The following is a 23,404-nucleotide window of genomic DNA, read 5'->3' as shown; positions in this document are numbered from 1 at the left end:
CCGGGAACCGAGCACGTCGGGTCGCAACGCCGTGCTCAGTCCTTCCTGCCCAACAGATAGCCGGCCGCGACGACCCCGCCGTCCTTCGCGATCGTCAGCGCGCCACCGACCTCGGCCGCCGCCGGCCCGTAAAACAGGCCGTCGATCGATCCGGTATAGCCATTGCCCGACAGCTGGGTGCTGAAGCCGTTCGCGCTGATCGCGCCCGATCCGGTCAAGGTCGCGAACGGGCTGAAGGTCTGATTGGCGCGATAGACGAACTGGGTTTCGAGGCTGACGTTCACCGTGCCCGCACCGAAGTTCGCGCTCAGCGTCCCGCGCCCGTCGAGCGGCGCTGCACCCTGGCCGCCGACGCCCAGCGTGTAGGTGGCCGATCCGGTCTTGGGCATGTCGGCGGTCTGCGTCGCGACGCCATAGGTGAAATAGACATCGTCGAATCGCTGATCGACGCCGACGGTCGACCCGACCGTCCAATGGCCATAGCCGGCATATGTCAGGTTGGCGGGGGCGCCGACCTGCAGCCGGCTGACCTGGGTGTTGCCGTTGGCTACCGCCGTCTTGTCATAATTGCCGGATGGCAACCCGGCCGCAGCGTCGGACGGGCCGAAGCTCTGTTCGATGCGGCTGGTCGATCCGATCATCGGCGTACCGCGCAGCGTGTAGGTCTTGGTCGTGCTGTCATAGACGACCTCAATGCTCGTCGCGCCCGATCGGATCGTCGGGGCGGATGCATTGTTCAGCCGCTCGAACTCGTACACCGATGCCTTGGTGCTCAACGTCGTCGACGACGTGGCGTTGGCGAGGGTGGTGTAGTTCGTAGCCGGCGGGGGCGGGGTCGACACCAGTCCACCGCCGCCGCCCCCGCCGCACCCGGCGAGCAGCGTCAGCGACGCGATCGTACCTGCGTTCAAGCTCCTTCGAAGCATCAGTCCCAATGTCATTGCCCTGTCCCATTGCGTTGCCGCTTTCTGATCGCGGTCGTTGGGAGCGGCCACGGCCGTTTCGCCAATGGGCGAACGGGCGAGCGGACGTTACGGCGCCTGTTACGTCTTGCTCGATCGGCGCGATTCGACCAGATTGAGGCGCCATGTTCTCCGATCCCCTTCTCGGCCGCCCGGCGCGTTGGGCGAGCATCCTCGGCTGGGCCACGCTCGCCGGGGTGGAGTTCGGGCTGATCGGGCCGTTCGGCAGCTACGCGGCCAATCCGTTCGCGCGAATCATCTATTGGACGGCGTTGTTCTGGGTGGGCAGCCTGCTGCTCTGGCCCTGCCTGGTCGCGGCGATCCGGCTTGGGCCGCGAAAGGGTTTCCCGCCGGTCTTTTCGGGCATCGCGCTCGTCCTGATCGGCTGCGTCCCGCTGGCCGCGATCGGTGCGCTCGAGACCTGGCTGTTCTGGCCTAGCCATGCGGCACGGATGCGGACGCTCGACTGGTATGGGCTGACGATCGTCGTGGCGCTTCCGGCCATCGCCGCGTTGGCCTGGCTCGAACTGCGCAATGTCCGGAAGCAGGAGCTCGCCGAACCGCGGGCCGATCGCGACTCCGTGCCCCTGCCCGATCACATGCTGAAGGCTGCGCTCTGCCTCCAGATGGAGGACCATTATGTGCGCATCCATCTGAAGGATCGCTCGCTCCTTCACTTCGCGGTGATGCGCGAGGCGGTGAAGGCGCTGGAGGCGCGCGATGGTGCACAGGTTCACCGTTCGTGGTGGGTCGCGCGCGACGCCGTGCAGGGCTGGTATCGTGAGGATCGCGCGCTGACGCTGATCCTCGTCAACGGGCTGCGCGTGCCGGTTGCGCGCAACCGTGTTGCGATCCTGCGCCAAGCCGGCTGGCTCGCCGAGGAGCGGCAGGCCGCTTAAGATAACGCCCGCTTAAGCGCTCGCGGCGACCAGTTTCTGCGTCACCGTGTGGCGGGGCGCGGAGATCACGGCCTCCATTGGTCCTTCTTCGATGATCCGTCCCGCATCGATCACGGCGACGCGGTGGCAAAGCCGCCGCGCGACGGCGAGGTCGTGGGTGATCATCAGGATCGAAAGCCCGCGCGTCCGCTGCAACCGGCCGAGCAGGTCGAGCACCGTTCCCGCCACCAGCGTGTCGAGCGCCGACGTCGCCTCGTCGAGCAGCAGCATCTTGGGGCTGGCGATCAGCGCGCGGGCGATGGCGATGCGCTGCGCCTGCCCGCCCGACAGCGCGGCGGGCCGGCGGTCGGCAAGCGCGGGATCGAGATCGACTTCGGCCAGCGCCGCGGCCACTTTTGCGGCCACCGCCGCCGCATCGAGATCGGGCTGCAGGTTGCGCAGCGGCTCCGCGATCACATCGGCGACGCGCCACAGCGGATCGAGGCTGGCGATCGGATCCTGGAAAACGGGCTGCAGCGCCGCGCGATCGGCGGGGCGCATCGCCTTGCGATCGGGCAGCGGCGCCCCCGCGAACCGCACCGCGCCCGCATCGATCGGCCCGAGCCGGGCGATGGCGCGGCCCAGCGTCGACTTGCCCGATCCCGATCGGCCGACCAGCGCCAGCGCCTCACCCTCCGCGATCGTCAGCGCAGCATCGTCCACCGCCGTCACCCGCCCACGCCGCCATCCGGGGCGCTCGAAGCTGACCGACACGCCGCTTGCCTCGATCAGCGGCGGGCCGACCGGGCCGAGCGGAGGCGGCGGATCGGTCAGGCGCGGCGATGCGGCGATAAGCGCGCGCGCATAGTCGCTGGTCGGCGCGCGCAGCAGCATCGGCGCCGGCCCCGCCTCGATCATGCGCCCGTCTCGCAGCACCAGCGCCTCGTCGGCATGATCGGCGACGCTGGCGAGATCGTGGCTGACCAGAAGCATCGCCATACCCTCCTCGGCGCGCAGCCGATCGAGCAGGCGCATCATGTCGGCGCGCAGCACCGCGTCGAGCGCCGTCGTCGGCTCATCGGCGACCAGCAGTTTGGGGCGGTGCGCGATCGCCATCGCGATCGCGACGCGCTGCCGCTGTCCGCCCGACAGGCGGTGCGGATATTGATCGAGCCGGTCGGCGGCCTGTTCGATGCCGACCCGTTCCAGCGCGGCGACCATCTCGGCGCGGCCGGGGCGTGGGGCACCCGCCTGTCGCCATGCCTCGGACAGCATCTTGCCCACCGTCAGATGCGGCGTCAGCGCGGTCAGCGGCTGTTGAAAGACGAAGCCGACGTCGCGCCCGCGAAGGCGCCGCAACCTAGCCTCGCTGGCGCCGACCAACTGCTCCCCGTTGAGGATCGCAGATCCGCCCGCGACACCCACCGACAGGCCGAAGGGCGCGAAGCAGCTCTGGCTCTTGCCCGATCCCGATTCGCCGACCAGCGCGAGGCAGCGGCCGGCGGGAATCGCGCAGTCGATCCCGTGGACGATCCGCCGCCCGCCGATGTCGACGGTCAGCCCCTCGGCGGCGAACACCGTCATGCCGTCATCCGATCGCGCAACTTTTCGCCCGCGATCGTCAGGCAGACCAGGATCGCGATCAGAACCATGCCGGGCAGGAACAGCGCGTGGGGCGCGACGTCCATGTCGTCGGCACCGTCCTTGATCAGGATGCCCAGTGACGTCATCGGCTCCTGCACGCCCAGGCCCAGGAACGACAGGAAACTCTCGATCATCACCACCTGCGGCACCGTCAGCAGCAGATAGGCGATCGCGACGCCGGCAAGATTGGGCAGGATATGGCGCGCTACGATCGCGAAGGGCCGCGCGCCCGCCGCCTCGGCCGCCAGCGCGAACGGGCGGTTCTTCAGCGTCAGCACCTGCCCGCGCACCACCCGCGCCATCGTCAGCCATTCGACCAGGCCGATCCCGATGAAGACGAGCAGGATCGACCGGCCGAACACGACCATCAGCAGGATCACGACGAACATGAACGGCAAGGCGTAGAGCGCGTCGACAATGCGCATCATCGCCTCGTCGATCCGCCCGCCGCACCAGCCCCCCACCGCCCCCCACGCCACGCCGACGATGAGCGCGACCAGCGCCGCCGCGGTCGCGACGCCCAATGTCACGCGCGTGCCGACAAGGGTGCGGGCGAGCAGGTCGCGCCCCACGCTGTCGGTGCCCATGACATGCCCCGCCGCGAACGGCTCGGCGCGCACCGCATTCCAGTCGATCGCGTCATAGGGCCAGTGGATCAGGAACGGGCCGAGCAACGCCGTCAGCGCGATCAAAGCGACGAGGCAGAGGGGCAGCGACAGCCTCATGCGTCGCGCGTCCGCGGATCGAGCCAGCCATAGGTGAGGTCGGCGATCAGGTTGAACAGCACGATCAGCGTCGCGTAGATCACGACCACGCCCAGAACGAGCGGATAGTCGCGGTTGAGCGCGCCCTGCACGAAGTAGCGCCCCAGCCCCGGCAGGCCGAACACCGTCTCGATCACCACCGCGCCCGTCAGCAGCCCCGCCGCCGCCGGACCGAGATAGGAGGCGACCGGCACCAAAGCGGGGCGCAGCGCGTGGACGATCAGGATGCGCGTGGCGGACAGTCCCCGGCTCCGCGCGGCGCGGATATGGTCCTGCGCCAGCACCGAGGCGAGCCCCGCGCGCGCCAGCTTCGCGATCGCGCCGGCATAGGGGAGGGCGAGTGCAATGACGGGCAGCACCAGATGCGCCGCATCGCCATCGGCCCAGCCCGATACGGGCAGCCAGCCTAGCCGCAGACCGAACAGCAAGGCGAGGAGCGGGCCGACGACGAAGCTCGGCAGCGCGGTCAGCACGGTGGTCGCGAACATGATCGCGCGGTCTATCGCGGTTCCGCTGCGCGCTGCGGCGATGATCCCGGCGGCGAGGCCGAGCACGAAGGCGAGCAGCAGCGCCCACCCGCCCAAGGTGAGCGATACGGGCAGCCCCTTGGCGATCAGATCGGTGACGCTGAAGTCGCGATAGACCAGCGACGGCCCGAAATCGCCATGGGCAAGCCGCCACAGATAGAGGCCGATCTGTTCGGGCAGCGGCCGATCGAGGCCGTAGGTGGCCATCAGCGCGTCGCGCGTCGCGGGATCGAGCGGACGCTCGCCGTCGAAGGGCCCGCCGGGCGCCACCCGCATCAGCCCGAAGGAGAGAATGATCACCGCCGCCAGCGTCGGCAGCGCGGTGAACAGGCGCCGGCGGAGGAGGTGGAACACCGCCTACCCCGTCACCCCGGGCTTGACCCGGGGTCCAGCTGCCTTGTCGGCGGCAGAAGAAGCTGGATCCCGGGTCAAGCCCGGGATGACGATGAAAAAGAGCGTCGGGGTGGCTGCATCAGCGCAGGAACGACGCGCCTGGCATCAATTCCCCATCGACACGCTGGCCGCGGGATCCTGCTTGTCGGCCGCCGCCAAAATCGTGCGCGTCACCGGCCCCTTGTCGACCAGCACGGTCTTGGTTTCGGCTACGGCGGAGCGGATGCCAGGTTCGGCCTGCGTGCCGGTCAGGCCGATGATGTCCTTTTCGGTCTGGCTCTTGGGCGCGGCGGTGCCGGCGAACATGGCCGAAAGCGCCTGCTGGCTCGAATCGGCCTCCTGCGGGCGCGGGGCACCGGGCTTGGGCGGGGTCAGCGCGAAATCGGGCGGGATGGTCAGCGGCGCGCGCTTGGATACGGCGAACTCGTCCGGCGCGGCACCCCGGCCGGCCATCACGCCGCCCTTGCCGCCGCCGCCACAGGCGCTGAGCGCCGTCATGGCGACCAGCGCCGAACCGATGAGAAGCTTAGACCGCATTACCATTCTCCTTGGGCGCTTCACGCACGAACAGCGCGCGCAGCACCAGCAGCACGACACCGATCGTAATCGCCGCGTCCGCCACGTTAAAGACCAAAAACGGATGCCAGTCGCCGAAATGCAGATCGAGGAAGTCGACCACATAGCCCAGCCGCACCCTGTCCGCGATATTGCCCAGCGCACCGCCGAGGACGAGGCCCAGCGCGATCACGTCCGCCCGCGCCTTTTCGCGCCACAACCACACGCCGACCAGGATCGCGATCGCGGCCGTCATCGCGACGAGCATCCACCGCTCGCGCTCCGATCCCGCGACCAGAAAACCCATCGACACGCCATAATTGGGCACGAAGCGCAGATCGAAGATCGGCAGGATGTGGACGAGCCCGCGCTCCTCCATCTTCATCGGCCCGGTCATGAACCATTTGGACAGCATGTCGATCGCGAAGACCAACACGCCGGTGCCATAGCCGATCAGGCGTGTGTTCATGCGCCGACCACATCCTCGCAGCGTGCGCACAGCGCCCCGTCCTCGACCACTTCGGGCAGGTGACGCCAGCAGCGGCCGCACTTTTCATACTCGGTCTTGGCGACTTCGAAGCGGACGCTCTCGCCCGCAGGCGCTTCAACCGCGGCATCGCCGTCGACGATATCCACCTTCGCGACGATGCCGATCTCGGCAAAGTCGATCGATCGGAGCAGGCTCGCCTGCGCGGGGTCATAGATGATCGCGGTCGCATCGGCCTCCAGGCTCGATCGCACGATCTTGTCGCGGCGCAGCGGCTCGATCTCGCCGGTGAGCCGTAGGCGGTGCTGGCGGATCAGCGCCCACTTCATGCGAAGATCGTCGTCCGTCCAGCCGGCATCGACCTCGGGCCACTCCAGCAGGTGGACCGATCCACCCTCGGGATAGCGCGTGCCCCACACCTCTTCGGAGGTGAAGCACAGGATCGGCGCGGCATAGCGGACGAGCGCGTGGAACAGCGTGTCGAGCACCGTGCGATAGGCGCGGCGCGTCGGGCTGTCCGGCGCGTCGCAATAGAGCACGTCCTTGCGGATATCGAAGAAGAAGGCCGACAGATCGTTGTTCGCGAAGTCGGTCAGCGCGCGCGCATAGCGGTTGAACTCATAGGCCGCCGTCGCCGCCTTCAGCTCGGTGTCGAGCTCGGCGAGCAGGTTGAGGACGTAGCGTTCCAGCTCGGGCATCTCGCCCGGCGCGACCTTCTCGGTCTCCGAAAAACCATCCAGAGCGCCCAGCAGGTAACGGAATGTGTTGCGCAGCTTGCGATAGGCGTCGGACGTGCCGGCGAGCACTTCCTTCGAGATGCGGACGTCCTCGAAATAATCGGTGCTGGCGACCCACAGGCGCAGGATGTCCGCACCGCTTTCGCCGATCACCTTGAGCGGATCGACGACATTGCCTTCGGACTTGGACATCTTCTTGCCCTTGCCGTCCAGCGCGAAGCCATGCGTCAGCACCGCGTCATAGGGTGCCCGCCCGCGCGTGCCGCAGCTTTCGAGCAGCGACGACTGGAACCAGCCGCGATGCTGGTCCGATCCTTCGAGATACAGGTTGGCGCGAACGCCCGCGCCATAGCGAGCCTCGACCGTGAACACATGGGTGCAGCCCGAATCGAACCACACGTCGAGAATGTCGTTCACCGGCTCATAGTCGGCCGCGTCATAATCGGGGCCGAGCAGCGCCTGATGATCGGCGGTGAACCACGCATCGGCACCGCCCTGTTCGAACGCGGCGGTGATGCGCGCGTTGACGGCGGGGTCGCGCAGATAATTGCCGTCCTTGTCGACATAGAGCGCGATCGGCACGCCCCAGGCGCGCTGGCGGCTGATCACCCAGTCGGGGCGGCCCGCGACCATCGCGGTGATGCGGTTCTCGGCCTTTTCGGGCACCCAGCGGGTGTTGGCGATCGCGTCGAGCGCGATGCCGCGCAGGGTGGGGCCGTTCGACGAAGATGTCTCGACTTCGCTCGACATGAGCGGGGTTTGTTGGGCGCCATCACCCCCACCACCGCTCATGTCGAGCGAAGTCGAGACATGGCCTCCCGCGATGGGCTTATCCATCGGGATGAACCACTGCGGCGTGCAGCGGAAGATCACCTTGGCCTTCGAGCGCCAGCTATGCGGATAGCTGTGCTTGAAGTCCGCGCTCGCGGCCAGCAGCGCGCCCGCTTCGCGCAGGTCGGTGCAGATCGGGCCTTCGGGGCCGTTGAACTTGGGGTTGATGACCGAACCCTGTCCGCCCATCCACGCCCAGTCTGCGCGATATTTCCCGTCGCCCTCGACCGCGAACACCGGATCGATGCCGTTCGCCTTGCAGAGGAAGAAGTCGTCCTCGCCATGATCGGGTGCCATGTGGACCAGGCCGGTGCCCGCATCGGTCGTCACGAAATCGCCCGCGAGCAGCGGCCGCGGCTTCGCAAAGAAACCGCCGAGCTTGTGCATCGGGTGCTGCGCTATCGTGCCGGCGAGGCTTTCACCCGGGAGCCAGTCCCAACGCTTCGTTACCTCGATACCGCTTCGTGCGATGAAGCTTTCTGCCAGAGCGTCAGCAATCAGGTAATTTCGGTCTGCTTCGAGAACGACGTATCGAACCTCCGGCCCGTAAGCCAAAGCCTGATTGACCGGGATCGTCCACGGTGTCGTCGTCCAGATCACCGCATAGGCGCCGACCAGTCCGGGGATCGCGCTCTCGACGATCTCGAACGCCACGTCGATCTGCGTGGACGTGATGTCCTCATATTCGACTTCGGCTTCGGCCAGCGCGGTCTTTTCGACCGGGGACCACATCACCGGCTTCGCGCCGCGATAGAGCTGGCCGGTCTCGGCGAACTTGAGCAGCTCGCCGACGATCGCCGCCTCGGCCTCATATTTCATGGTCAGATAGGGATCGTCCCAATCGCCCATGACGCCCAGCCGCTCGAACTGCGCGCGCTGGATGCCGACCCACTTTTCGGCATAGGCGCGACATTCGGCGCGGAACTGGACGGGATCGACCTCATCCTTGTTCAGCTTCTTGGCGCGATAGGCTTCCTCGACCTTCCACTCGATCGGCAGGCCGTGGCAGTCCCAGCCGGGAACATAGGGCGCGTCCTTGCCGGCGAGCGTCTGGCTGCGGACGATGATGTCCTTCAGCACCTTGTTCATCGCATGGCCCATGTGGATGTCGCCATTGGCGTAGGGCGGGCCGTCATGCAGGATGAAACGCTCGCGGCCCGCGCGGACCTTGCGCAACTGGCCGTAGAGATCGTCGGCCGCCCACTTCGCCAGAATCGCCGGCTCCTTCTGCGCCAGGCCCGCTTTCATCGGAAAGTCGGTCGTCGGCAGGAAGACGGTGTCGCGGTAGTCGGGTGCTTCGGCCATTATCTCATCCATGTTCCCGGTCGTGCCGGGTGAGGGGCCGGCCTTAGTTTATGGGGGGAAGGGCGGCAAGCCGCGCCTTTGCCTCGATGCAATCGGCGTCCATTTGGCGCGTGAGCGCGTCGAGGGTGTCGAACTTGGCCTCGGGGCGCAGGAAGCTGATCAGCTCGATCTCGACCGTGCGATCGTACAGGCTCTCGGCGAAATCGAAGAGATAGGCTTCGAGCAGCTCCTTGGGCGGATCGAAGGTCGGCCGGATGCCGAGATTCGCGGCGCCGTCGACCACGCGTCCGTCATCAAGGCGCGCGCGGATCGCGTAGATGCCGTAGCGCGGGCGCAGATAATTCCCCATCGCGATGTTGGCGGTAGGGAAGCCGATCGTGCGGCCCAGTTTGTCGCCATGCTGGACGACGCCCTCGATCCGATAGGGGCGGGTGAGCAGCCGTGCCGCCTCCTCGCACTCGCCCGATTGGAGCGCCGCGCGAACCCGGCTCGACGAGATGGGGCCGCTATCGTCGCTCAGATGCGCGATCGCCTGCGTGGTCAGGCCGTGGCGTGCGCCGGTCTCGGCCAGCACCGCGACATTGCCCGCCTTGCCCTTGCCGAAGGTGAAATCCTCGCCCGTCACCACATGCGTCGCACCCGCGCGGCCGATCAGATAATCGGTGACGAAGGTCTCGGGCGATACGTTCGCCAGCACGTCGTCGAAGCGGAAGACCAGCATCGCATCCGCGCCCGCCTCGGCGAACAGCCGCGCGCGCTGATCCAGCGTGGTCAGGCGGAAGGGCGGGGCGTCGGGCCGGAAATGGCGCACCGGGTGCGGATCGAAGCTCGCGACCAGCACCGGTTTGCCGGTCTCGCGGCCATGCGCGACCGCCGCGCCGACGACCGCCTGATGCCCCCTGTGGAAGCCGTCGAAATTGCCCAGCGCGACCACGCCACCCCGAAGATGATCGGGCACCGGCGTGTCGCATGTCAGCCGCTCCATGACGCGCCTATAGGAAGAGGGGGGATCGGGCGCAATTGCCCCCCCGATAATCCTCCCCCGCCAGGGGGAGGTGGCGCCGAAGGCGACGGAGGGGGAGGGTGGCGATGATCAGGAGGTCTCGCGTCCTCCCCCTCCGTCAGCTGCGCTGACACCTCCCCCTGGCGGGGGAGGATCTAATCAGGCCCGAACCATAGTCACGAACGCATATCCCGGCCGGTCGCCTTCGGCCGGGTGCGCCTCGCGCGCCGTCTCGCGCCATTCGGGGCCGAACGCGGGGACGATCGCATCACCCTCGGGCGCCGCATCCACCTCGGTCAGCTCGATCCGGTCGGCGTGGGGCAGCATCAGCGCGTAGATTTCCGCCCCGCCGATCACCGACAGGCGCGGGCCATTCGCCGCCGCGATCGCGGCTTCGATAGTGTGGACCACCTCGGCCCCCTCGGCGCGCCACGCCGGATCGCGGGTCAGCACGATATGGCGGCGGCCGGGCAGCAGGCCGGGCAGGCTGTCGAACGTCTTGCGCCCCATCAGCATCGGCGCGCCCGCCGTCAGTGCCTTGAAGTGCTTGAGGTCGGCGGGCAGCCGCCACGGCAAATCCCCGTCGCGCCCGATCACCCCGTTGCGCGCGCGGGCCAGGACGAAGGTGATTTCCGGTTTCACACCGCCACCGGCGCCGAAATGTGCGGGTGCGGATCGTAGCCGTCGATCACGAAATCCTCGAGCCGGTAGTCGAACATGCTCTCCGGCTTGCGCGCGAAGCTGAACGTCGGGAAGGCACGCGGCTCGCGCGACGTCTGCTCCTCCACCAGATGACCGTGGTTCGAATAGACATGCGTGTCCGCGCCCATCCACACCAGTTCGCCCGGCTCCAGCCCCGTCTGCTGCGCCAGCATCCGGATCAGCAGCGCGGCCTCCAGGATGTTGAAGGGGAAGCCGAGGCCCAGATCGCACGATCGCTGATAGAGGATGCCGTGCAGCCGCCCGTTCGCGACCTGATATTGATAGGTCATGTGGCACGGCGGCAGCGCCATCTCGCCCAGATGCGGCACGTTCCACCCGGTGAAGATCAGCCGGCGTGAGGTCGGATTGTCGCGGATCATCGTGACGAGATCGGCGATCTGGTTGACGCCCTTGTCTTCCTTGCGGAACAGCCCGCCGTCGACGGGCGTATAATGAGGCCAATCGACCCACTGCTTGCCGTAAACCGGGCCGAGATCACCCCACTTCGCGGCGAAATCATCGTCGTCGATCACGCGCTGTTCGAAGGTCGCGCGGTCGATCTGCTCGCCCGTCGCCTTCACATATTTGGCCATCGGCCAGTCGGTCCAGATATGCACCTTCTGCCGCACCAGTTCGCGAATGTTGGTGTCGCCGGACAGGAACCAGATCAGCTCCTTCACCGCCACCTTCCACGCGACCTTCTTGGTCGTGATCAGCGGGATCGTGCCGTCGGACAGGTCGAAGCGCATCGTCACGCCGAACAAGGCGCGGGTGCCCACGCCGGTGCGATCGACGCGCTCATCGCCCTCTTCCCAGGCGCGGCGCATGGCATCGAGATATTGCGTTTCGGGATGCGTGGTCATGCCCCACGCCTAGCCCCCAATCCCCCCTCCCTTCAAGGGAGGGGAAGGGGGTGGGTGGCGCAGCCGAGGGCTCGAAGCCCGAAGGCGAAGCTTTACGGGACGTGCGAGCATGCTCGCTGCGCTCGCACCCACCCCCAACCCCTCCCTAAGAGGGAGGGGAGTTAGAAGGGCGCCCTCCCTTGCAGGGACAAGGGAAGGTGTTACATCGCGGCTCCATGTCGAGCCTCAAGATCGCCTCCTGGAACATCAACTCGGTGCGTGCGCGCATCGATATCGTCCGCCAGTTTCTGGAACAGGAACAGCCGGACATATTGTGCCTGCAGGAAACCAAGGTCCGCGACGACACCTTCCCGTTCACGATGTTCCGCGAGCTGGGCTACGATCATTTCGAGCTCAAGGGGCAGCCGATGCACCACGGCGTCGCGATCATCTCGAAACTGCCGCTTCACGACAGCGGCCGCCACGATTGGCAGGACAATGGCGAGGCGCGGCATGTCGGCGTGCGGCTCGATTGCGGAATCCGGTTGGAGAACGTCTATATCCCGGCGGGCGGCGACATTCCCGATCGCACGGTCAACACCAAGTTCGGGCAGAAGCTCGACTTCCTGGAACGCATGATCGCCTGGTCGGCGGAATTGAAGGAGCCGACGCTTCTGGTCGGCGATTTCAACATCGCCCCGCTCGAATGCGACGTGTGGAGCCACAAGCAGCTGCTCGACGTCGTCAGCCACACGCCGATCGAGGTCGAGACGCTCGGCCGGTTGCAGGCGAGCCATGACTGGGTCGATCTCGGCCGCCATTTCTATCCAGCGCCCGCGCGGCTCCATACGTGGTGGAGCTACCGCTCGCCCGATTTCACCGCGAACGATCGCGGCCGCCGGCTCGATCATATGTGGGCCAGCCCCGATCTCGCGAAGAAGGCGACCGGCCATTATATCTGCGAGCCGTGCCGATCGTGGATCAAGCCGTCCGATCATATCCCGCTGGTCACGGTTCTCGACGTATGAGCGCATCCCGCGATGCGGCGCGTGCGATCGATGCGCTCAAGCGCGGCTGGCCGGTCGCGGTCGACGGGCCGGATGGGGTGCTGCACGTTCTCGCAGTCGAAACCGCGCACGGGCCGAGCCTTGAGGCGTTCGACGAAGGTGCGGCGCCTGCCGACCTGCTCCTCTCCGCCGCGCGCGCCGCGACCCTGCGGCTGGCGAACCAGCGCGAGGCGGCGAGCCCGAACTGCCCCGCTTTGATCGGCCGCGTCCCCTGGCTCGATCTGCCGACCGCGATCGCGCTCGCCGATCCTGCGCGCGATCTGGAAACGCCGCTGAAAGGCCCGTTCCTCGCGCAGCATGTCGACGCGCCCGAAGCCGCAGCGACGGCCTTGCGCCTCGCCCGCGCCGCCGGGTTGCTCCCGGCTCTGTTCGTGCGGGCGGACGGCCCGGTCGAGGCGCGCGTCACCCCTGCCGATCTCGACGCTTATGACGATCCCGCCAGCCTTGTCGTCGCGGCGCGCGCGCGCCTGCCGGTGGCGGAGGATGCCAAGGCCGAGATCGTCGCCTTCCGCCACGCCGCCGACGCGGCCGAACATGTCGCCCTGATCATCGGCACGCCCGACGGCACCCCGCCTTTGGTGCGCCTCCACAGCGAATGTTTGACCGGCGACGTGCTGGGGTCGCTCAAGTGCGATTGCGGGCCGCAGCTTCACGGCGCGCTCCACGCGATGACGCATGCCAGCTGGGGCATTCTCCTCTATCTCCGGCAGGAAGGGCGCGGCATCGGCCTGATCAACAAGCTGCGCGCCTATCAGCTGCAGGATCAGGGGTTCGATACAGTCGACGCGAACCTGCGCCTCGGCTTCGGCGTCGACCAGCGCGATTTCAGGACGGCTGCGCGGATGCTCACCCTCCTCGGCCAGACGCGCGTGCGCGTGCTCACCAACAATCCGAACAAGGTCGCGGGGCTGGAGGCGCAGGGCGTCACGGTGGTCGAACGCGTCGCGCACAAGATGGGCGAGAATCCGCACAACATCGCCTATCTCGAAACCAAGCGCGATCGGACGGGCCACCTGTTGTGAGCCGCATCGTCGTCGACACGGCGGCGTTCACCCTCATCGCACCCGACGGCCGCGTCATCCCCTGCACGATCGGCCGCTCGGGCGCCTGCGCGGCGGAGGCCAAGCGCGAAGGCGACGGCTGCACCCCGCTGGGCGACTGGCCGATCCGCTGCGTCCTGTTCCGCCCCGGCCGCGCCGCGCCCCCGCCGGGGCTGCGCCTGCCGTGGCGCTGGATCCGCGCCGGGGATGGCTGGTCCGACGGCGCCGACGATCCCGCCTATAACCGCCCCGTCCGTCACCCGCACGCGCACTCGGCCGAGCATCTCGAACGCGACGACGGCCTGTACGACGTCATCGTCATCCTCGGTCACAACGATGCGCCACCCGTCCCAGGTCTCGGCAGCGCGATCTTCCTCCATTGTTTCGAGGACCGCAGCACCGCCGGCTGCGTCGCAATCGACAAGGCCGAATTGCTGCGCATCCTGCCGATGCTCGCGCCGGGGGATGCCCTCGCGATCCGTTGAGAACATGTGAAGAACATATCTTGACAAAATGAACCAATTGGGTTATTCACTAATCCGTTCCCGTCGTCCGATCAGCGATAGGGAGCGCAGGACCGGCCCGGGGCAAAGGACCCCGAAAAGAACCCCATGCCGTTCGATGGCAAGCGGATGATCTATGGTGGATTCGCGCCGGTAATGACGCTGGGCGACTGAGCCGGCTTCACGCATCTGGGATCGCCGCGCACGCCCCCTTCCGCGCGCGGCGATTTTCCGCTTTCTGGGCGCATGACAATCACGAAGGGGTTCGACATGCGCCGTGCGCTCGCGACGATGATGACGGTGGCGATCTGCCTGGCGGCGACGGCACTGCCGGCCGCCACCCCCGCCGACGCCACCTTCGACGCGCTCGCCGCGAAGGAATGGGCTTACCGGCAGGACACTTTTCAGAGTGCCGAATATTCCAAGGGTGGCACGCCCGCGCATCTTCCCGACGAAAGCCTCGCCAATCAGAAGGTCCGCCTCGACTATTGGGCCGACGTTCTCGCCAAACTCGATGCGATGCCGCAGGCCGAACTCTCGCCCGACAAGCGCGAGGATTTCCTTGTCTATCGGCAGCAGATCGCCACGCTCGTCGATGCCCAGCGCTTCCGCGACTATGAAAAGCCGCTCAATTCGGACAGCGCCTTCTGGTCCGACATCGCCTTCGCCGCGCAGAATCTGAAGCGTGAGAGGGATTATGTGAACCTGATCTCGCTGATGCGCGATATCCCGCGCTACTTCGATCAGCAGATCGCCAACATGAAGCTGGGGTCGAAACGCGGCTTCACCCCGCCCGCCGCGATCATGGGCGGGCGCGATCGCGGCATCGCCTCGGTCGCCGAGGCGAAGTCGCCGCAGGACACCAATTGGTACGTCCCGTTCAAGACGATGCCCGCAGGCGTCTCGCCCGAACGGCAGGCGGCGTTGCGCGCCGAGGCTGTCGACGTGATCGGCAAGCAGGTGATCCCGGCCTATGCCAAGCTGCTTGGCTATTGGCGCAGCGATTATGCCCCACATCTGCGCAAAGGGCTGGCGGCCGAAGGATTGCCCGATGGCAAGGCCTATTACCGCGCCCAGATCCGCGCCTACACCACGCTCGACAAAAGCCCGGAGGAGATCCACGCGATCGGCCTCGCCGAGGTCGCGAAGATCCGTGGCGAAATGGCCGACATCATGAAACAGGTAAAGTTCGAGGGGGATTTCCCCGCCTTCCTCCACTTCCTTCGCACCGATCCGCAATTCTATGTGAAGACGCCGCAGGCTCTGCTCGATCGCGCGGCGTGGACGGCGAAGCGGTTCGACGCGGTCGCCTCGCGCTGGTTCGGGCGCAATCCGCGCGGCCGCTTTGCGATCATCAAGGTGCCCGACGATATCGCGCCCTTCTACACCGCCGGGCGCGGCGGGCAGGACACCTATCTCGTCAACACCTACGATCTCCCCTCGCGCCCGCTGTTTCAGCTGACCGCGCTCACCCTCCACGAATCCGCGCCCGGCCATAGCTGGCAGGGATCGCTGGCGGCGGAGAATGAGGACCGCCCCGATTATCGCCGCCACACCTATATCTCGGCTTATGGCGAGGGCTGGGCGCTCTATTGCGAGAAATTGGGCGTCGAAATGGGGATGTACGACACGCCCTACGAACGCTTCGGCATGCTCAGCTACCAGATGTGGCGCGCCGCGCGGCTCGTGATCGATACCGGGGTCCATGCGAAGGGCTGGACCCGCGAGCAATCGGTCGCCTTCCTCCACGACAATAGCGCGCTGTCCGATCATGAGATCGGGACCGAAGTTGATCGCTATATCGGATGGCCGGGGCAGGCCTTGTCCTATTATCTCGGCGAATTGCAGATCGAGGCCGAACGCGCGCGCGCGGAAAAGGCATTGGGTACCAAGTTCGACATCCGCGCCTTCCACGACATGATCCTGTCGCTCGGCTCGGTCCCGCTCCCCGTCGTCACCCAGCGCACCGACCGCTTCATCGCCGACGGTGGCAAGGGGCCTTGGAAGATCGAGGATTGATTTTCATCCGTTCGTGTCGAGCGAAGTCGAGACACGTTCACACGCGCTCAGCCAACGTGTCTCGACTTCGCTCGACACGAACGGGGTTTGTTAAGCGCGCGGTGCCAGCAGGATGACGGCGCTGCCGACGATGCAGATCGCGGCGCCCAGATAGTCCCAGCGGTCGGGCATCACCCGCTCGACCGCCGCCATCCATGCGATCGAGCAGACGATATAGACCCCGCCATAGGCGGCGAACGCGCGCCCTGCCGACGCAGCCTCGATCCGCGTCAGGAACCAGGCGAAGGCGCACAGAATCACGGTGCCGCCAACCGCCCAGAGCGGCGATTTGCCCAGCCGCAGCCACATCCAGAAGGTAAAGCAGCCCGCAATCTCGCACAGCGCGGCGGCGGCGAAGATGGCGAAGCCGGCCCCGCTCACGCGGCCCCATATCCTCTCTCGTCATTGCGAGGAGCCGGAGGCGACGCGGCAATCCAGTCCGCAGTTCGGAGTGGATTGCTTCGCTCCGCTCGCAATGACGAGTCTTTGGGGAAAGGCGCGCTCTTTGCGCTCACGCGACCGGCGGCACCTGCGCAGGGTAGTTGGGAATCTCGCTGGAGATGCACGCCCATTCGGGCGCCGCTTCGGTCCAGATCGTCGCCTGCGGACCCATCAGATCGGGGTCGTCGAGCGTGCCGATGCGCAGGAAGATCAGGTGCGGGCGGCTCAGCGCCTCGCTCGTCGCCGGCGTGCCGCAGGTCGGGCAGAAGCCGCGCCGGATCGTGTTGCCGCTATCGGCGACGCTGTCGTGAAAGGTCAGTTCGCCTGTGCGCGTGACCTTGTCGCTCGGGAAGCAGATGTTGGCCGTCGCGGTGCCGCCGCCCAGATATTGGCACAGGCGGCACCAGCAGGTCCGCGCCGCCATCGGCTCGGCGTCGATCGTGAAGCGGACCGCGCCGCAGAGGCAGCCCGCTCCGTAGGTCACGCCACCGTTTCCAGCAGCCCCTCGAACAGCCGCCGACCATCGCTGCGGCCATGCGCCGCCTCGATCACGCGTTCGGGGTGCGGCATCATGCCCAGCACGTTGCCGGCATCGTTGAGCACGCCCGCGATGCTGCGCGACGATCCGTTGACCTGTTCGGTATAGCGGAAGGCGACGCGGCCCTCGCCCTCGATCCGGTCCAGCGTCTCGCGATCGGCGGTGAAATTGCCGTCATGATGCGCGACGGGGATCGTGATCGCCTCACCCTGGTCATAGCGTGCGGTGAAGATCGACTGGCTGTTCTCGACGGTCAGGCCCACGTCGCGGCACACGAAATCGAGGCCCGCATTGCGCATCAGCGCGCCGGGCAGCAGCCCTGCTTCGGTCAGGATCTGGAAGCCGTTGCAGATGCCCAGAACCGGCACGCCGCGTCCCGCCGCATCGACGACGGCGCGCATGATCGGCGAACGTGCCGCCATCGCGCCCGATCGCAGATAGTCGCCATAGGAAAAGCCGCCGGGCACCGCGATCAGGCCCACATCGTCGGGCAGTTCGCTGTCGCGATGCCACACCATTTCCGGTCGCTTGCCGGTCACGTCGCGGATCGCCGTGGCGAGATCGCGGTCGCAGTTCGATCCGGGGAAGACGATGACTGCGCTCTTCATGGCTTATGCGCTCCGTTCGATCCGGAAGTTCTCGATCACCGTGTTGGCGAGCAGCTTCTTGCACATATCCTCGATCGCCGCATCGGTGACGTCGTCGTCATGCTCGAGCTCGATCAGCTTGCCCGCGCGGACATCGTTGACGCCCGAAAAGCCAAGGCCGCCCAGCGCATTCTGGATCGCCTTGCCCTGCGGATCGAGAACGCCGCCTTTCAGGGTGACATAGACGCGAGTCTTCATGGGCGCTGGCCTTAGCTGGATTGGATTGGCGCCCCTATGGCGTGGTGCGGGCGCGCTATCAACCCTTCCTCGTCATTGCGAGGAGCCGGAGGCGGCGAAGCAATCCAAGCCGATTCTCGCGAACCTTGCTTGGTTCGGGCCCGGATCGCTTCGCTACGCTCGCAATGGCGAATGGTTGTGAAGTTCGATCGCCCGCGTGAACACGCTTTCGAACATCTCCGCGGTGATCCGCCCGGTATTCTGGTTGTAGCGCGACGGGTGGTAGCTATCGATCAGGATCGTCCCGCGCGGCACGCGATGTTCGGCACCGTGGGCGAAGCGGCATTTGGGCAGTTTCCCGCCCAGCGCCTTGACGGCGGATTGGTGCGCGATCTGCCCTAGCGCCACGACCATCTCGAGGTTGGGTAGCGCCTTCAGCGCAGGCTCCAGGAACTGGCGGCATGTCCGCACCTCTTCGGGCGTCGGCTTGTTGGCGGGCGGGAGGCAGCGCACCGCGTTGATGATGATCACGCCGTCGAACGCCACCCCGTCGTCGGGCGTCGCGCCATATTCGCCGTGCGCCAGCCCGGTCTTCAGCAGCGTATCGTAGAACAGCGGGCCGGACTGGTCGCCCGTGAACGGCCGCCCGGTCCGGTTCGCGCCGTGCATTCCCGGCGCCAGGCCGACGATCGCGAGCCATGCCTGCGGATCGCCGAAGCTTGCCACCGGCGCATTGTGCCAGTCGGGATGTTGCGCGCGCAGTGTCTCGCGCAGGTCGACCAGCCGGGGGCAGAGCGGGCAATCGCGGCCCGGTTCGGCGCGTGCTTCGAAAAGCTCCGTCACCCGCTGGCCTGCGATGGCGACACCGGCATGATGATATCGGGATCGCCGCGATCGGGCGCCTCGTCGCTCCACCGCACCGAACCGAACGGCCGCTCGAGCTTGCGGCGGACGCGCGGCTTTTCCTCGCCTTGGTGGAAGGCGGTCGCGCGCTGGGTCATCTCATGTTCGGTCTCGGTCAGTCGGCTGCGCTGGCGCAGATAATCATGCCAGGTCGGCGTATGATATCGCTCGGTCCAGATTTCGGGATCACCGATGTCGCGCGCGATCGACCAGCCATAAGCACCGGTGCGCGCGCGGATTTTCTCTACCTTCTGCATGGCGCCGTAAAAGGCGCGCGCATCGTCCATTGCGACCCGATATTCGATCGTGACGACGATCGGTCCGCTGCGGCCCTTCAGGTCCAGTTTGCGGTCGACGTCGATCGGCTGGTGGACGAGGCGCTCGTCGGCTTCGTCGACCTCGGGCATGCGAATCCACAGCCCGACCACCAGCGTCGCGACCAGCGCCGCGCCCGATACCATCAGCGCGATATCGGTCCCGTGGCTTTCGGCGACGCGGCCCCAGCCCCAGCTGCCGATCACGATCCCGCCTGTCGTCGCGGTCTGAAACGAAGCGAGCGCGCGGCCCGTGACCCAGCGCGGCGCCGCCACCTGGATCGAGATGTTGCACAAAGCGATCGACACCATCCACCCCGATCCCGCGATAGCGAGCAGCAGGCCGCTCAGCACCGCCCACCGGCTGAACCCGACGCCGACATAGCAAAGCGCCATCACCAGCGCGCACGCCACCATCAGCCGCTGGTTGCTCATCCGCGCACGCACCTTGGCCATGCTCAGCGCGCCCGCCACCGCGCCCATGCCAAAGCAACCGAGCATGATGCCATATGTGGTCGCATCGCCGCCCAGCAGCTGGCGCGCGATCAGCGGCATCAGCGCCGAGGCGGAGGTGCCTGCGGTCGCCAGGATGATCGTGCGGATGCACACCCGTCGCATGTGCGGCGAATGGAAGACGTATCGCACGCCGGAAATCACCGCGCGCACCAGCCCTTCGGGCGGCAGGCGCGATTTTTCGGGCATGCGCTTCCACAGATACATCACGATGATCAGCGGGATGTAGGACAGCGCATTCGCCCCGAACGCCGCCAGCACACCCGCCAGCGCGACCAGGAAGCCGCCGATCGCAGGGCCGAAGCTGCGCGCGATATTGTAGCTGATCGAGTTGAGCCCGATCGCGGCGGGCAGATCGCGCTGCGGCACCTGCTCACCCACCGATGCCTGCCATGCCGGGGCGAACATCGCGGCGCCTGTGCCCACGATGAAGCAGAACACCAGCAACAGCCCGGGCGTCAGCAGCCCCGCCGCCGACACGAGGCTCAGCCCCACCGCGCCGACCAGCGATAGCGACAGCGCGTAAAGCGCAATCTTGCGGCGATCATAAACGTCGGCCACCGCACCTGCGATCACCGCCAGCAGCATGATCGGCGCAAAGGTTGCCGACTGGACCAGGCCGACCATCTCGGCCCGCCCGGTCATTTGCGTCATCGCCCATGCGGCGCCGACGCCCTGGATCAGTTGCCCGAAATTGGAAAAGAGCGACGCCGACCAGATTCGCCGGAACAGCGGCCAGCGTAAAGGCGCAAATGGTCCGCCGGGTCCGCTATTGCCGATCGTCTCTATGCCCGCGTCCGCCATTCCCCTCTAAACGCGCGCAAACGCTTTCGGGTCAATGCCGGAAATGCCGCATTCCGGTGAAGACCATCGCGAGGCCCGCTTCGTCGGCCGCATCGATTACGTCCTGGTCGCGGATCGATCCGCCCGGCTGGATCACCGCCGTGGCGCCAGCCTCCACCGCCGCCAGCAGGCCGTCGGCGAAGGGGAAGAAGGCGTCGGAGGCGACGGCGGAGCCGATCGTGCGCGGCGTGGTCCAGCCCGCCTTGTCGGCGGCGTCCTTGGCCTTCCACGCCGCGATCCGCGCCGATTCGAGGCGGTTCATCTGCCCCGCGCCAACGCCGGCGGTCGCATTGTCCTTGGCATAGACGATCGCGTTCGACTTGACATGCTTGGCCACGGTCCACGCGAACAGGCAGTCCTTCAATTCCTGCTCGGTCGGCTGGCGCTTGGTGACGACCTTCAGATCGTCACGGTCGATCCGGCCATTGTCACGCGATTGCACCAGGACGCCGCCGGCGATTGTTTTCAGTGACAATCCGCCGCGCGCCGGATCGGGCAGGTCGCCCGTCAGCAGCAGGCGCAGATTCTTCTTCTTGGCGAACACCGCCTTGGCCTCGTCATCGGCGTCGGGCGCTGCGACGACTTCGGTGAAGATGCCGCTGATCGCCTCGGCGGTCTTGCCGTCGAGCGGGCGGTTCACCGCAATGATCCCGCCGAACGCCGACACGCTGTCGCAATCGAGCGCCGCTTTATAGGCTTCGATCAGCGTCTCGCCGGTCGCGACGCCGCACGGATTGGCGTGTTTCACGATCACCACGGTCGGCGGCCCGTCGCGGAATTCGCTGACCAGCTCCAGCGCCGCGTCGGCGTCGTTATAATTGTTGTAGCTCAGCTCCTTGCCCTGCACCTGGGCCGCCTGCGCGATGCCGCGCGCCGATGGGCCGGCGGGCACATAGAGAGCGGCGGACTGATGCGGATTCTCGCCATAGCGCAGCCCCTCGGCCTTGCGCAGCGGGAAGGACAATTGGTCGGGGAACATCTGACCCTGATCGCCGAAGCCGAACCAGCTCGCGATCATCGCGTCATATTCGGCGGTCGCGGCAAACGCCTTGGCGGCGAAGCGCTTGCGATCCTCCAGCGTGGTCACGCCGCTGGCGACCAGCGCATAATCGGCCGGGTCGGTCACGATCGCGACAAAGGCGTGGTTCTTGGCGGCCGATCGCACCATCGAAGGCCCGCCGATATCGATATTCTCGATGATCTCGTCACGCTCGGCGCCCTTGGCGACGGTCTGCGCGAACGGGTAGAGATTGACGACGACCAGATCGATCGCGCCGATCCCATGCTCCTGCATCGACGCCACATGCCCCGCATCGTCGCGCACCGCCAGCAGGCCGCCATGGACCATCGGGTGCAGCGTCTTGACGCGGCCGTCCATCATCTCGGGAAAGCCGGTCAGGTCCGACACGTCTTTCACGGTCAGCCCCGCCTCGCGCAGCGCCTTGGCGGTGCCGCCGGTCGACACCAGCTCGACCCCCTTGGCGGCGAGCGCCTGGCCCAGCTCGACGAGCCCTGCCTTGTCGGAAACGGAAAGCAGCGCGCGCTTGATCGCGATCTCGGTCATGTCTGGCCCCGGAAGCTGAGAAGAGTCGCGCGCGGCCTTAGGGGAAGGCGGGCGGGCCATCAATGCCGCACGCCCTCTTCGTCATTGCTTCGGCTTCGCTTCGCAATGACGAAAAGCCGGTTGCCAGAAGCAGGCTCGATGGCGATTGTGCCCCATGCTCGAACTCCGCCCGAACTGCGAATATTGCGACAAGGATCTGCCGCCCGCGGCGACCGACGCGCGAATCTGCACCTATGAGTGCACCTTCTGCGCCGATTGCGTGGAGACGCATCTCCACAATGTCTGCCCGAATTGCGGCGGCGGCTTCACGCCCCGACCGATTCGCCCGACGACCGAATGGCGTCCGGGTCTCTCGGTCGCGCAATGCCCGGCGTCGACGGCGCGCGTCCACCTGAGCTTCACCGCGCAGGAAATCGCGGAACTCTCGGCGCGCGTTCGCGATATCCCGCCCGAACGGCGTTAAAAGCGGAACACGCTGCTCGGCTTGGCGTCGGCATCCTGCGCGCCGCTCGCTTCGGACACGGTGTAGCTCGCCACCGCCTCCAGCCCCTGCGGCAGAAAGGCGCGACGCGGGTCGCCGATCAGCACGTCGATGTCGGTCGCGCGGCACAAGGTCAGGAACGAGGTCACCCGTCGCGCGGTCCCCTTGTCGTAGAAAAGATCGCCGACCAGAACGATATCGACGTCGGGTATCGCCCCGGCGGTGGTCATGTCGCCGAACCAGGGCGTGACCGTCACGTCGTTCGCCGCCGCGTTCAGTTGCAGCGCTTCTATCGCATAGGGATCGACATCGGCTGCGATCACCTCGCCCGCGCCGGCCAGCATCGCCGCGATCGCGACGATCCCCGATCCCGTCCCCAGGTCGAGCACCCGCCGCCCCGCCACCGTTTCGGGGCGATCCAGCACGAAGCGGGCCAGTGCCAGCCCGCCGCCCCAATGATGCGCCCAATAGGGGGTGTCGAATCCCGGATCGCGCTCGGCCAGTTCGCGCAGCCCGCTCGTCGGCACGGCTTTGTGCACCTGCAGTTCCGGCACGAAGGGCACAGTCGTCAGAGGCAGCCGCCCGGCAATGAACCGTGCGATCGATGCTTGATAATGTTCCTCTTTTGTTCTATCGTTCGTCGGTTTCATCACGCGCCTCTTTGAATCCTTCCGACTCGATCACC

The 23,404-nt window shown here is 66.8% G+C and carries 24 protein-coding genes; 6 read left to right on the top strand and 18 right to left on the bottom strand.

What is annotated here, in order from left to right; genetic code table 11:
- Positions 1–35: 35 nt before the first annotated feature.
- Positions 36–911, bottom strand: coding sequence for a transferrin-binding protein-like solute binding protein (locus FYJ91_RS14160; RefSeq protein ID WP_149522913.1), 876 nt, complete (start codon positions 909–911; stop codon positions 36–38).
- A 176-nt stretch (positions 912–1,087) separates the two neighbouring features.
- Between FYJ91_RS14160 and FYJ91_RS14155 the strand changes: the two genes are divergently transcribed.
- Positions 1,088–1,861, top strand: coding sequence for a LytTR family DNA-binding domain-containing protein (locus FYJ91_RS14155; protein ID WP_149522912.1), 774 nt, complete (start codon positions 1,088–1,090; stop codon positions 1,859–1,861).
- A gap of 12 nt (positions 1,862–1,873) precedes the next feature.
- Here FYJ91_RS14155 and FYJ91_RS14150 read toward each other — a convergent pair whose 3' ends face one another.
- The 9 genes from FYJ91_RS14150 to thyA all read right to left on the bottom strand — a co-directional run bounded on the left by FYJ91_RS14150 (position 1,874) and on the right by thyA (position 11,651).
- Entirely contained in the window at positions 1,874–3,424 is a 1,551-nt protein-coding gene (locus tag FYJ91_RS14150) for an ATP-binding cassette domain-containing protein (RefSeq protein WP_149522911.1), read from the bottom strand.
- Positions 3,421–4,209 carry an ABC transporter permease gene (locus tag FYJ91_RS14145; RefSeq protein ID WP_181008515.1) on the bottom strand — a complete coding sequence of 263 codons (789 nt, stop codon included), beginning with the start codon at positions 4,207–4,209 and terminating at the stop codon, positions 3,421–3,423. Before FYJ91_RS14145 ends, FYJ91_RS14150 begins: the two co-directional genes overlap by 4 nt.
- Entirely contained in the window at positions 4,206–5,129 is a 924-nt protein-coding gene (locus FYJ91_RS14140; protein WP_149522910.1) for an ABC transporter permease, read from the bottom strand. The genes FYJ91_RS14145 and FYJ91_RS14140 overlap by 4 nt, the downstream gene beginning before the upstream one ends.
- A 144-nt stretch (positions 5,130–5,273) precedes the next feature.
- Positions 5,274–5,705: a DUF3035 domain-containing protein gene (locus FYJ91_RS14135; RefSeq protein WP_149522909.1), complete on the bottom strand. Its 432-nt coding sequence runs from the start codon at positions 5,703–5,705 to the stop codon at positions 5,274–5,276.
- Positions 5,695–6,192: a signal peptidase II gene (gene lspA, locus FYJ91_RS14130; protein ID WP_149522908.1), complete on the bottom strand. Its 498-nt coding sequence runs from the start codon at positions 6,190–6,192 to the stop codon at positions 5,695–5,697. The genes FYJ91_RS14135 and lspA overlap by 11 nt, the downstream gene beginning before the upstream one ends.
- A complete protein-coding gene (gene ileS / locus FYJ91_RS14125) occupies positions 6,189–9,083 on the bottom strand; it encodes an isoleucine--tRNA ligase (protein ID WP_149522907.1) in 2,895 nt (964 codons plus the stop codon). Before ileS ends, lspA begins: the two co-directional genes overlap by 4 nt.
- Before the next feature lie 43 nt (positions 9,084–9,126).
- Positions 9,127–10,068 (bottom strand): bifunctional riboflavin kinase/FAD synthetase, encoded by a 942-nt coding sequence (locus FYJ91_RS14120; protein WP_149522906.1) that lies wholly within the window; start codon positions 10,066–10,068, stop codon positions 9,127–9,129.
- Positions 10,069–10,245: 177 nt separating this feature from the next.
- Positions 10,246–10,728 (bottom strand): dihydrofolate reductase, encoded by a 483-nt coding sequence (locus tag FYJ91_RS14115; protein WP_149522905.1) that lies wholly within the window; start codon positions 10,726–10,728, stop codon positions 10,246–10,248.
- The gene (gene thyA, locus FYJ91_RS14110; protein WP_149522904.1) at positions 10,725–11,651 is read right to left on the bottom strand and encodes a thymidylate synthase; all 927 of its coding nucleotides are present in this window, start codon (positions 11,649–11,651) and stop codon (positions 10,725–10,727) included. The genes FYJ91_RS14115 and thyA overlap by 4 nt, the downstream gene beginning before the upstream one ends.
- 215 nt (positions 11,652–11,866) lie before the next feature.
- Between thyA and FYJ91_RS14105 the strand changes: the two genes are divergently transcribed.
- From FYJ91_RS14105 to FYJ91_RS14085, 4 genes are all read left to right on the top strand, one after another.
- Complete coding sequence (locus tag FYJ91_RS14105) at positions 11,867–12,658, top strand: exodeoxyribonuclease III (RefSeq protein WP_149522903.1); 792 nt, start codon at positions 11,867–11,869, stop codon at positions 12,656–12,658.
- Entirely contained in the window at positions 12,655–13,719 is a 1,065-nt protein-coding gene (gene ribA / locus FYJ91_RS14100) for a GTP cyclohydrolase II (RefSeq protein ID WP_149522902.1), read from the top strand. Before FYJ91_RS14105 ends, ribA begins: the two co-directional genes overlap by 4 nt.
- Positions 13,716–14,222, top strand: a complete 507-nt coding sequence (locus tag FYJ91_RS14095; RefSeq protein WP_149522901.1) for a L,D-transpeptidase family protein — start codon at positions 13,716–13,718, stop codon at positions 14,220–14,222. Before ribA ends, FYJ91_RS14095 begins: the two co-directional genes overlap by 4 nt.
- A gap of 288 nt (positions 14,223–14,510) precedes the next feature.
- Positions 14,511–16,259, top strand: a complete 1,749-nt coding sequence (locus FYJ91_RS14085; protein WP_181008514.1) for a DUF885 domain-containing protein — start codon at positions 14,511–14,513, stop codon at positions 16,257–16,259.
- 90 nt (positions 16,260–16,349) lie between these two features.
- On the opposite strand, the gene FYJ91_RS14080 is transcribed toward FYJ91_RS14085, so the two are convergent.
- The 7 genes from FYJ91_RS14080 to purH form a co-directional block, all read right to left on the bottom strand.
- Entirely contained in the window at positions 16,350–16,679 is a 330-nt protein-coding gene (locus FYJ91_RS14080) for a YnfA family protein (RefSeq protein WP_149522899.1), read from the bottom strand.
- Between the two features lie 130 nt (positions 16,680–16,809).
- Positions 16,810–17,223, bottom strand: coding sequence for a GFA family protein (locus FYJ91_RS14075; RefSeq protein WP_219822602.1), 414 nt, complete (start codon positions 17,221–17,223; stop codon positions 16,810–16,812).
- Positions 17,220–17,885 carry a phosphoribosylformylglycinamidine synthase subunit PurQ gene (purQ, locus tag FYJ91_RS14070; protein ID WP_149522898.1) on the bottom strand — a complete coding sequence of 222 codons (666 nt, stop codon included), beginning with the start codon at positions 17,883–17,885 and terminating at the stop codon, positions 17,220–17,222. Before purQ ends, FYJ91_RS14075 begins: the two co-directional genes overlap by 4 nt.
- Positions 17,886–17,888: 3 nt before the next feature.
- Positions 17,889–18,122 (bottom strand): phosphoribosylformylglycinamidine synthase subunit PurS, encoded by a 234-nt coding sequence (purS, locus tag FYJ91_RS14065; RefSeq protein ID WP_149522897.1) that lies wholly within the window; start codon positions 18,120–18,122, stop codon positions 17,889–17,891.
- Between the two features lie 153 nt (positions 18,123–18,275).
- Positions 18,276–18,944, bottom strand: coding sequence for a uracil-DNA glycosylase (locus FYJ91_RS14060; RefSeq protein ID WP_149522896.1), 669 nt, complete (start codon positions 18,942–18,944; stop codon positions 18,276–18,278).
- On the bottom strand, positions 18,941–20,635 hold the full coding sequence (locus FYJ91_RS14055) for an MFS transporter (protein WP_149522895.1): 1,695 nt from the start codon (positions 20,633–20,635) through the stop codon (positions 18,941–18,943). The genes FYJ91_RS14060 and FYJ91_RS14055 overlap by 4 nt, the downstream gene beginning before the upstream one ends.
- A 31-nt stretch (positions 20,636–20,666) precedes the next feature.
- Complete coding sequence (purH, locus tag FYJ91_RS14050) at positions 20,667–22,238, bottom strand: bifunctional phosphoribosylaminoimidazolecarboxamide formyltransferase/IMP cyclohydrolase (RefSeq protein WP_149522894.1); 1,572 nt, start codon at positions 22,236–22,238, stop codon at positions 20,667–20,669.
- Between the two features lie 154 nt (positions 22,239–22,392).
- Between purH and FYJ91_RS14045 the strand changes: the two genes are divergently transcribed.
- Complete coding sequence (locus FYJ91_RS14045; RefSeq protein WP_149522893.1) at positions 22,393–22,701, top strand: DUF1272 domain-containing protein; 309 nt, start codon at positions 22,393–22,395, stop codon at positions 22,699–22,701.
- Here the strand turns inward: FYJ91_RS14045 and FYJ91_RS14040 are convergent.
- On the bottom strand, positions 22,698–23,369 hold the full coding sequence (locus tag FYJ91_RS14040; RefSeq protein WP_149522892.1) for a class I SAM-dependent methyltransferase: 672 nt from the start codon (positions 23,367–23,369) through the stop codon (positions 22,698–22,700). The two genes, FYJ91_RS14045 and FYJ91_RS14040, sit on opposite strands and share 4 nt — an antisense overlap.
- Positions 23,370–23,404 lie beyond the last annotated feature (35 nt).

It is taken from the genome of Sphingomonas montanisoli, assembly GCF_008274695.1.
In the GTDB taxonomy this organism is placed as follows: domain Bacteria; phylum Pseudomonadota; class Alphaproteobacteria; order Sphingomonadales; family Sphingomonadaceae; genus Rhizorhabdus; species Rhizorhabdus montanisoli.
Note: the sequence above shows the minus strand (reverse complement) of the source record. Positions and strands in the feature narration are given on the sequence as shown.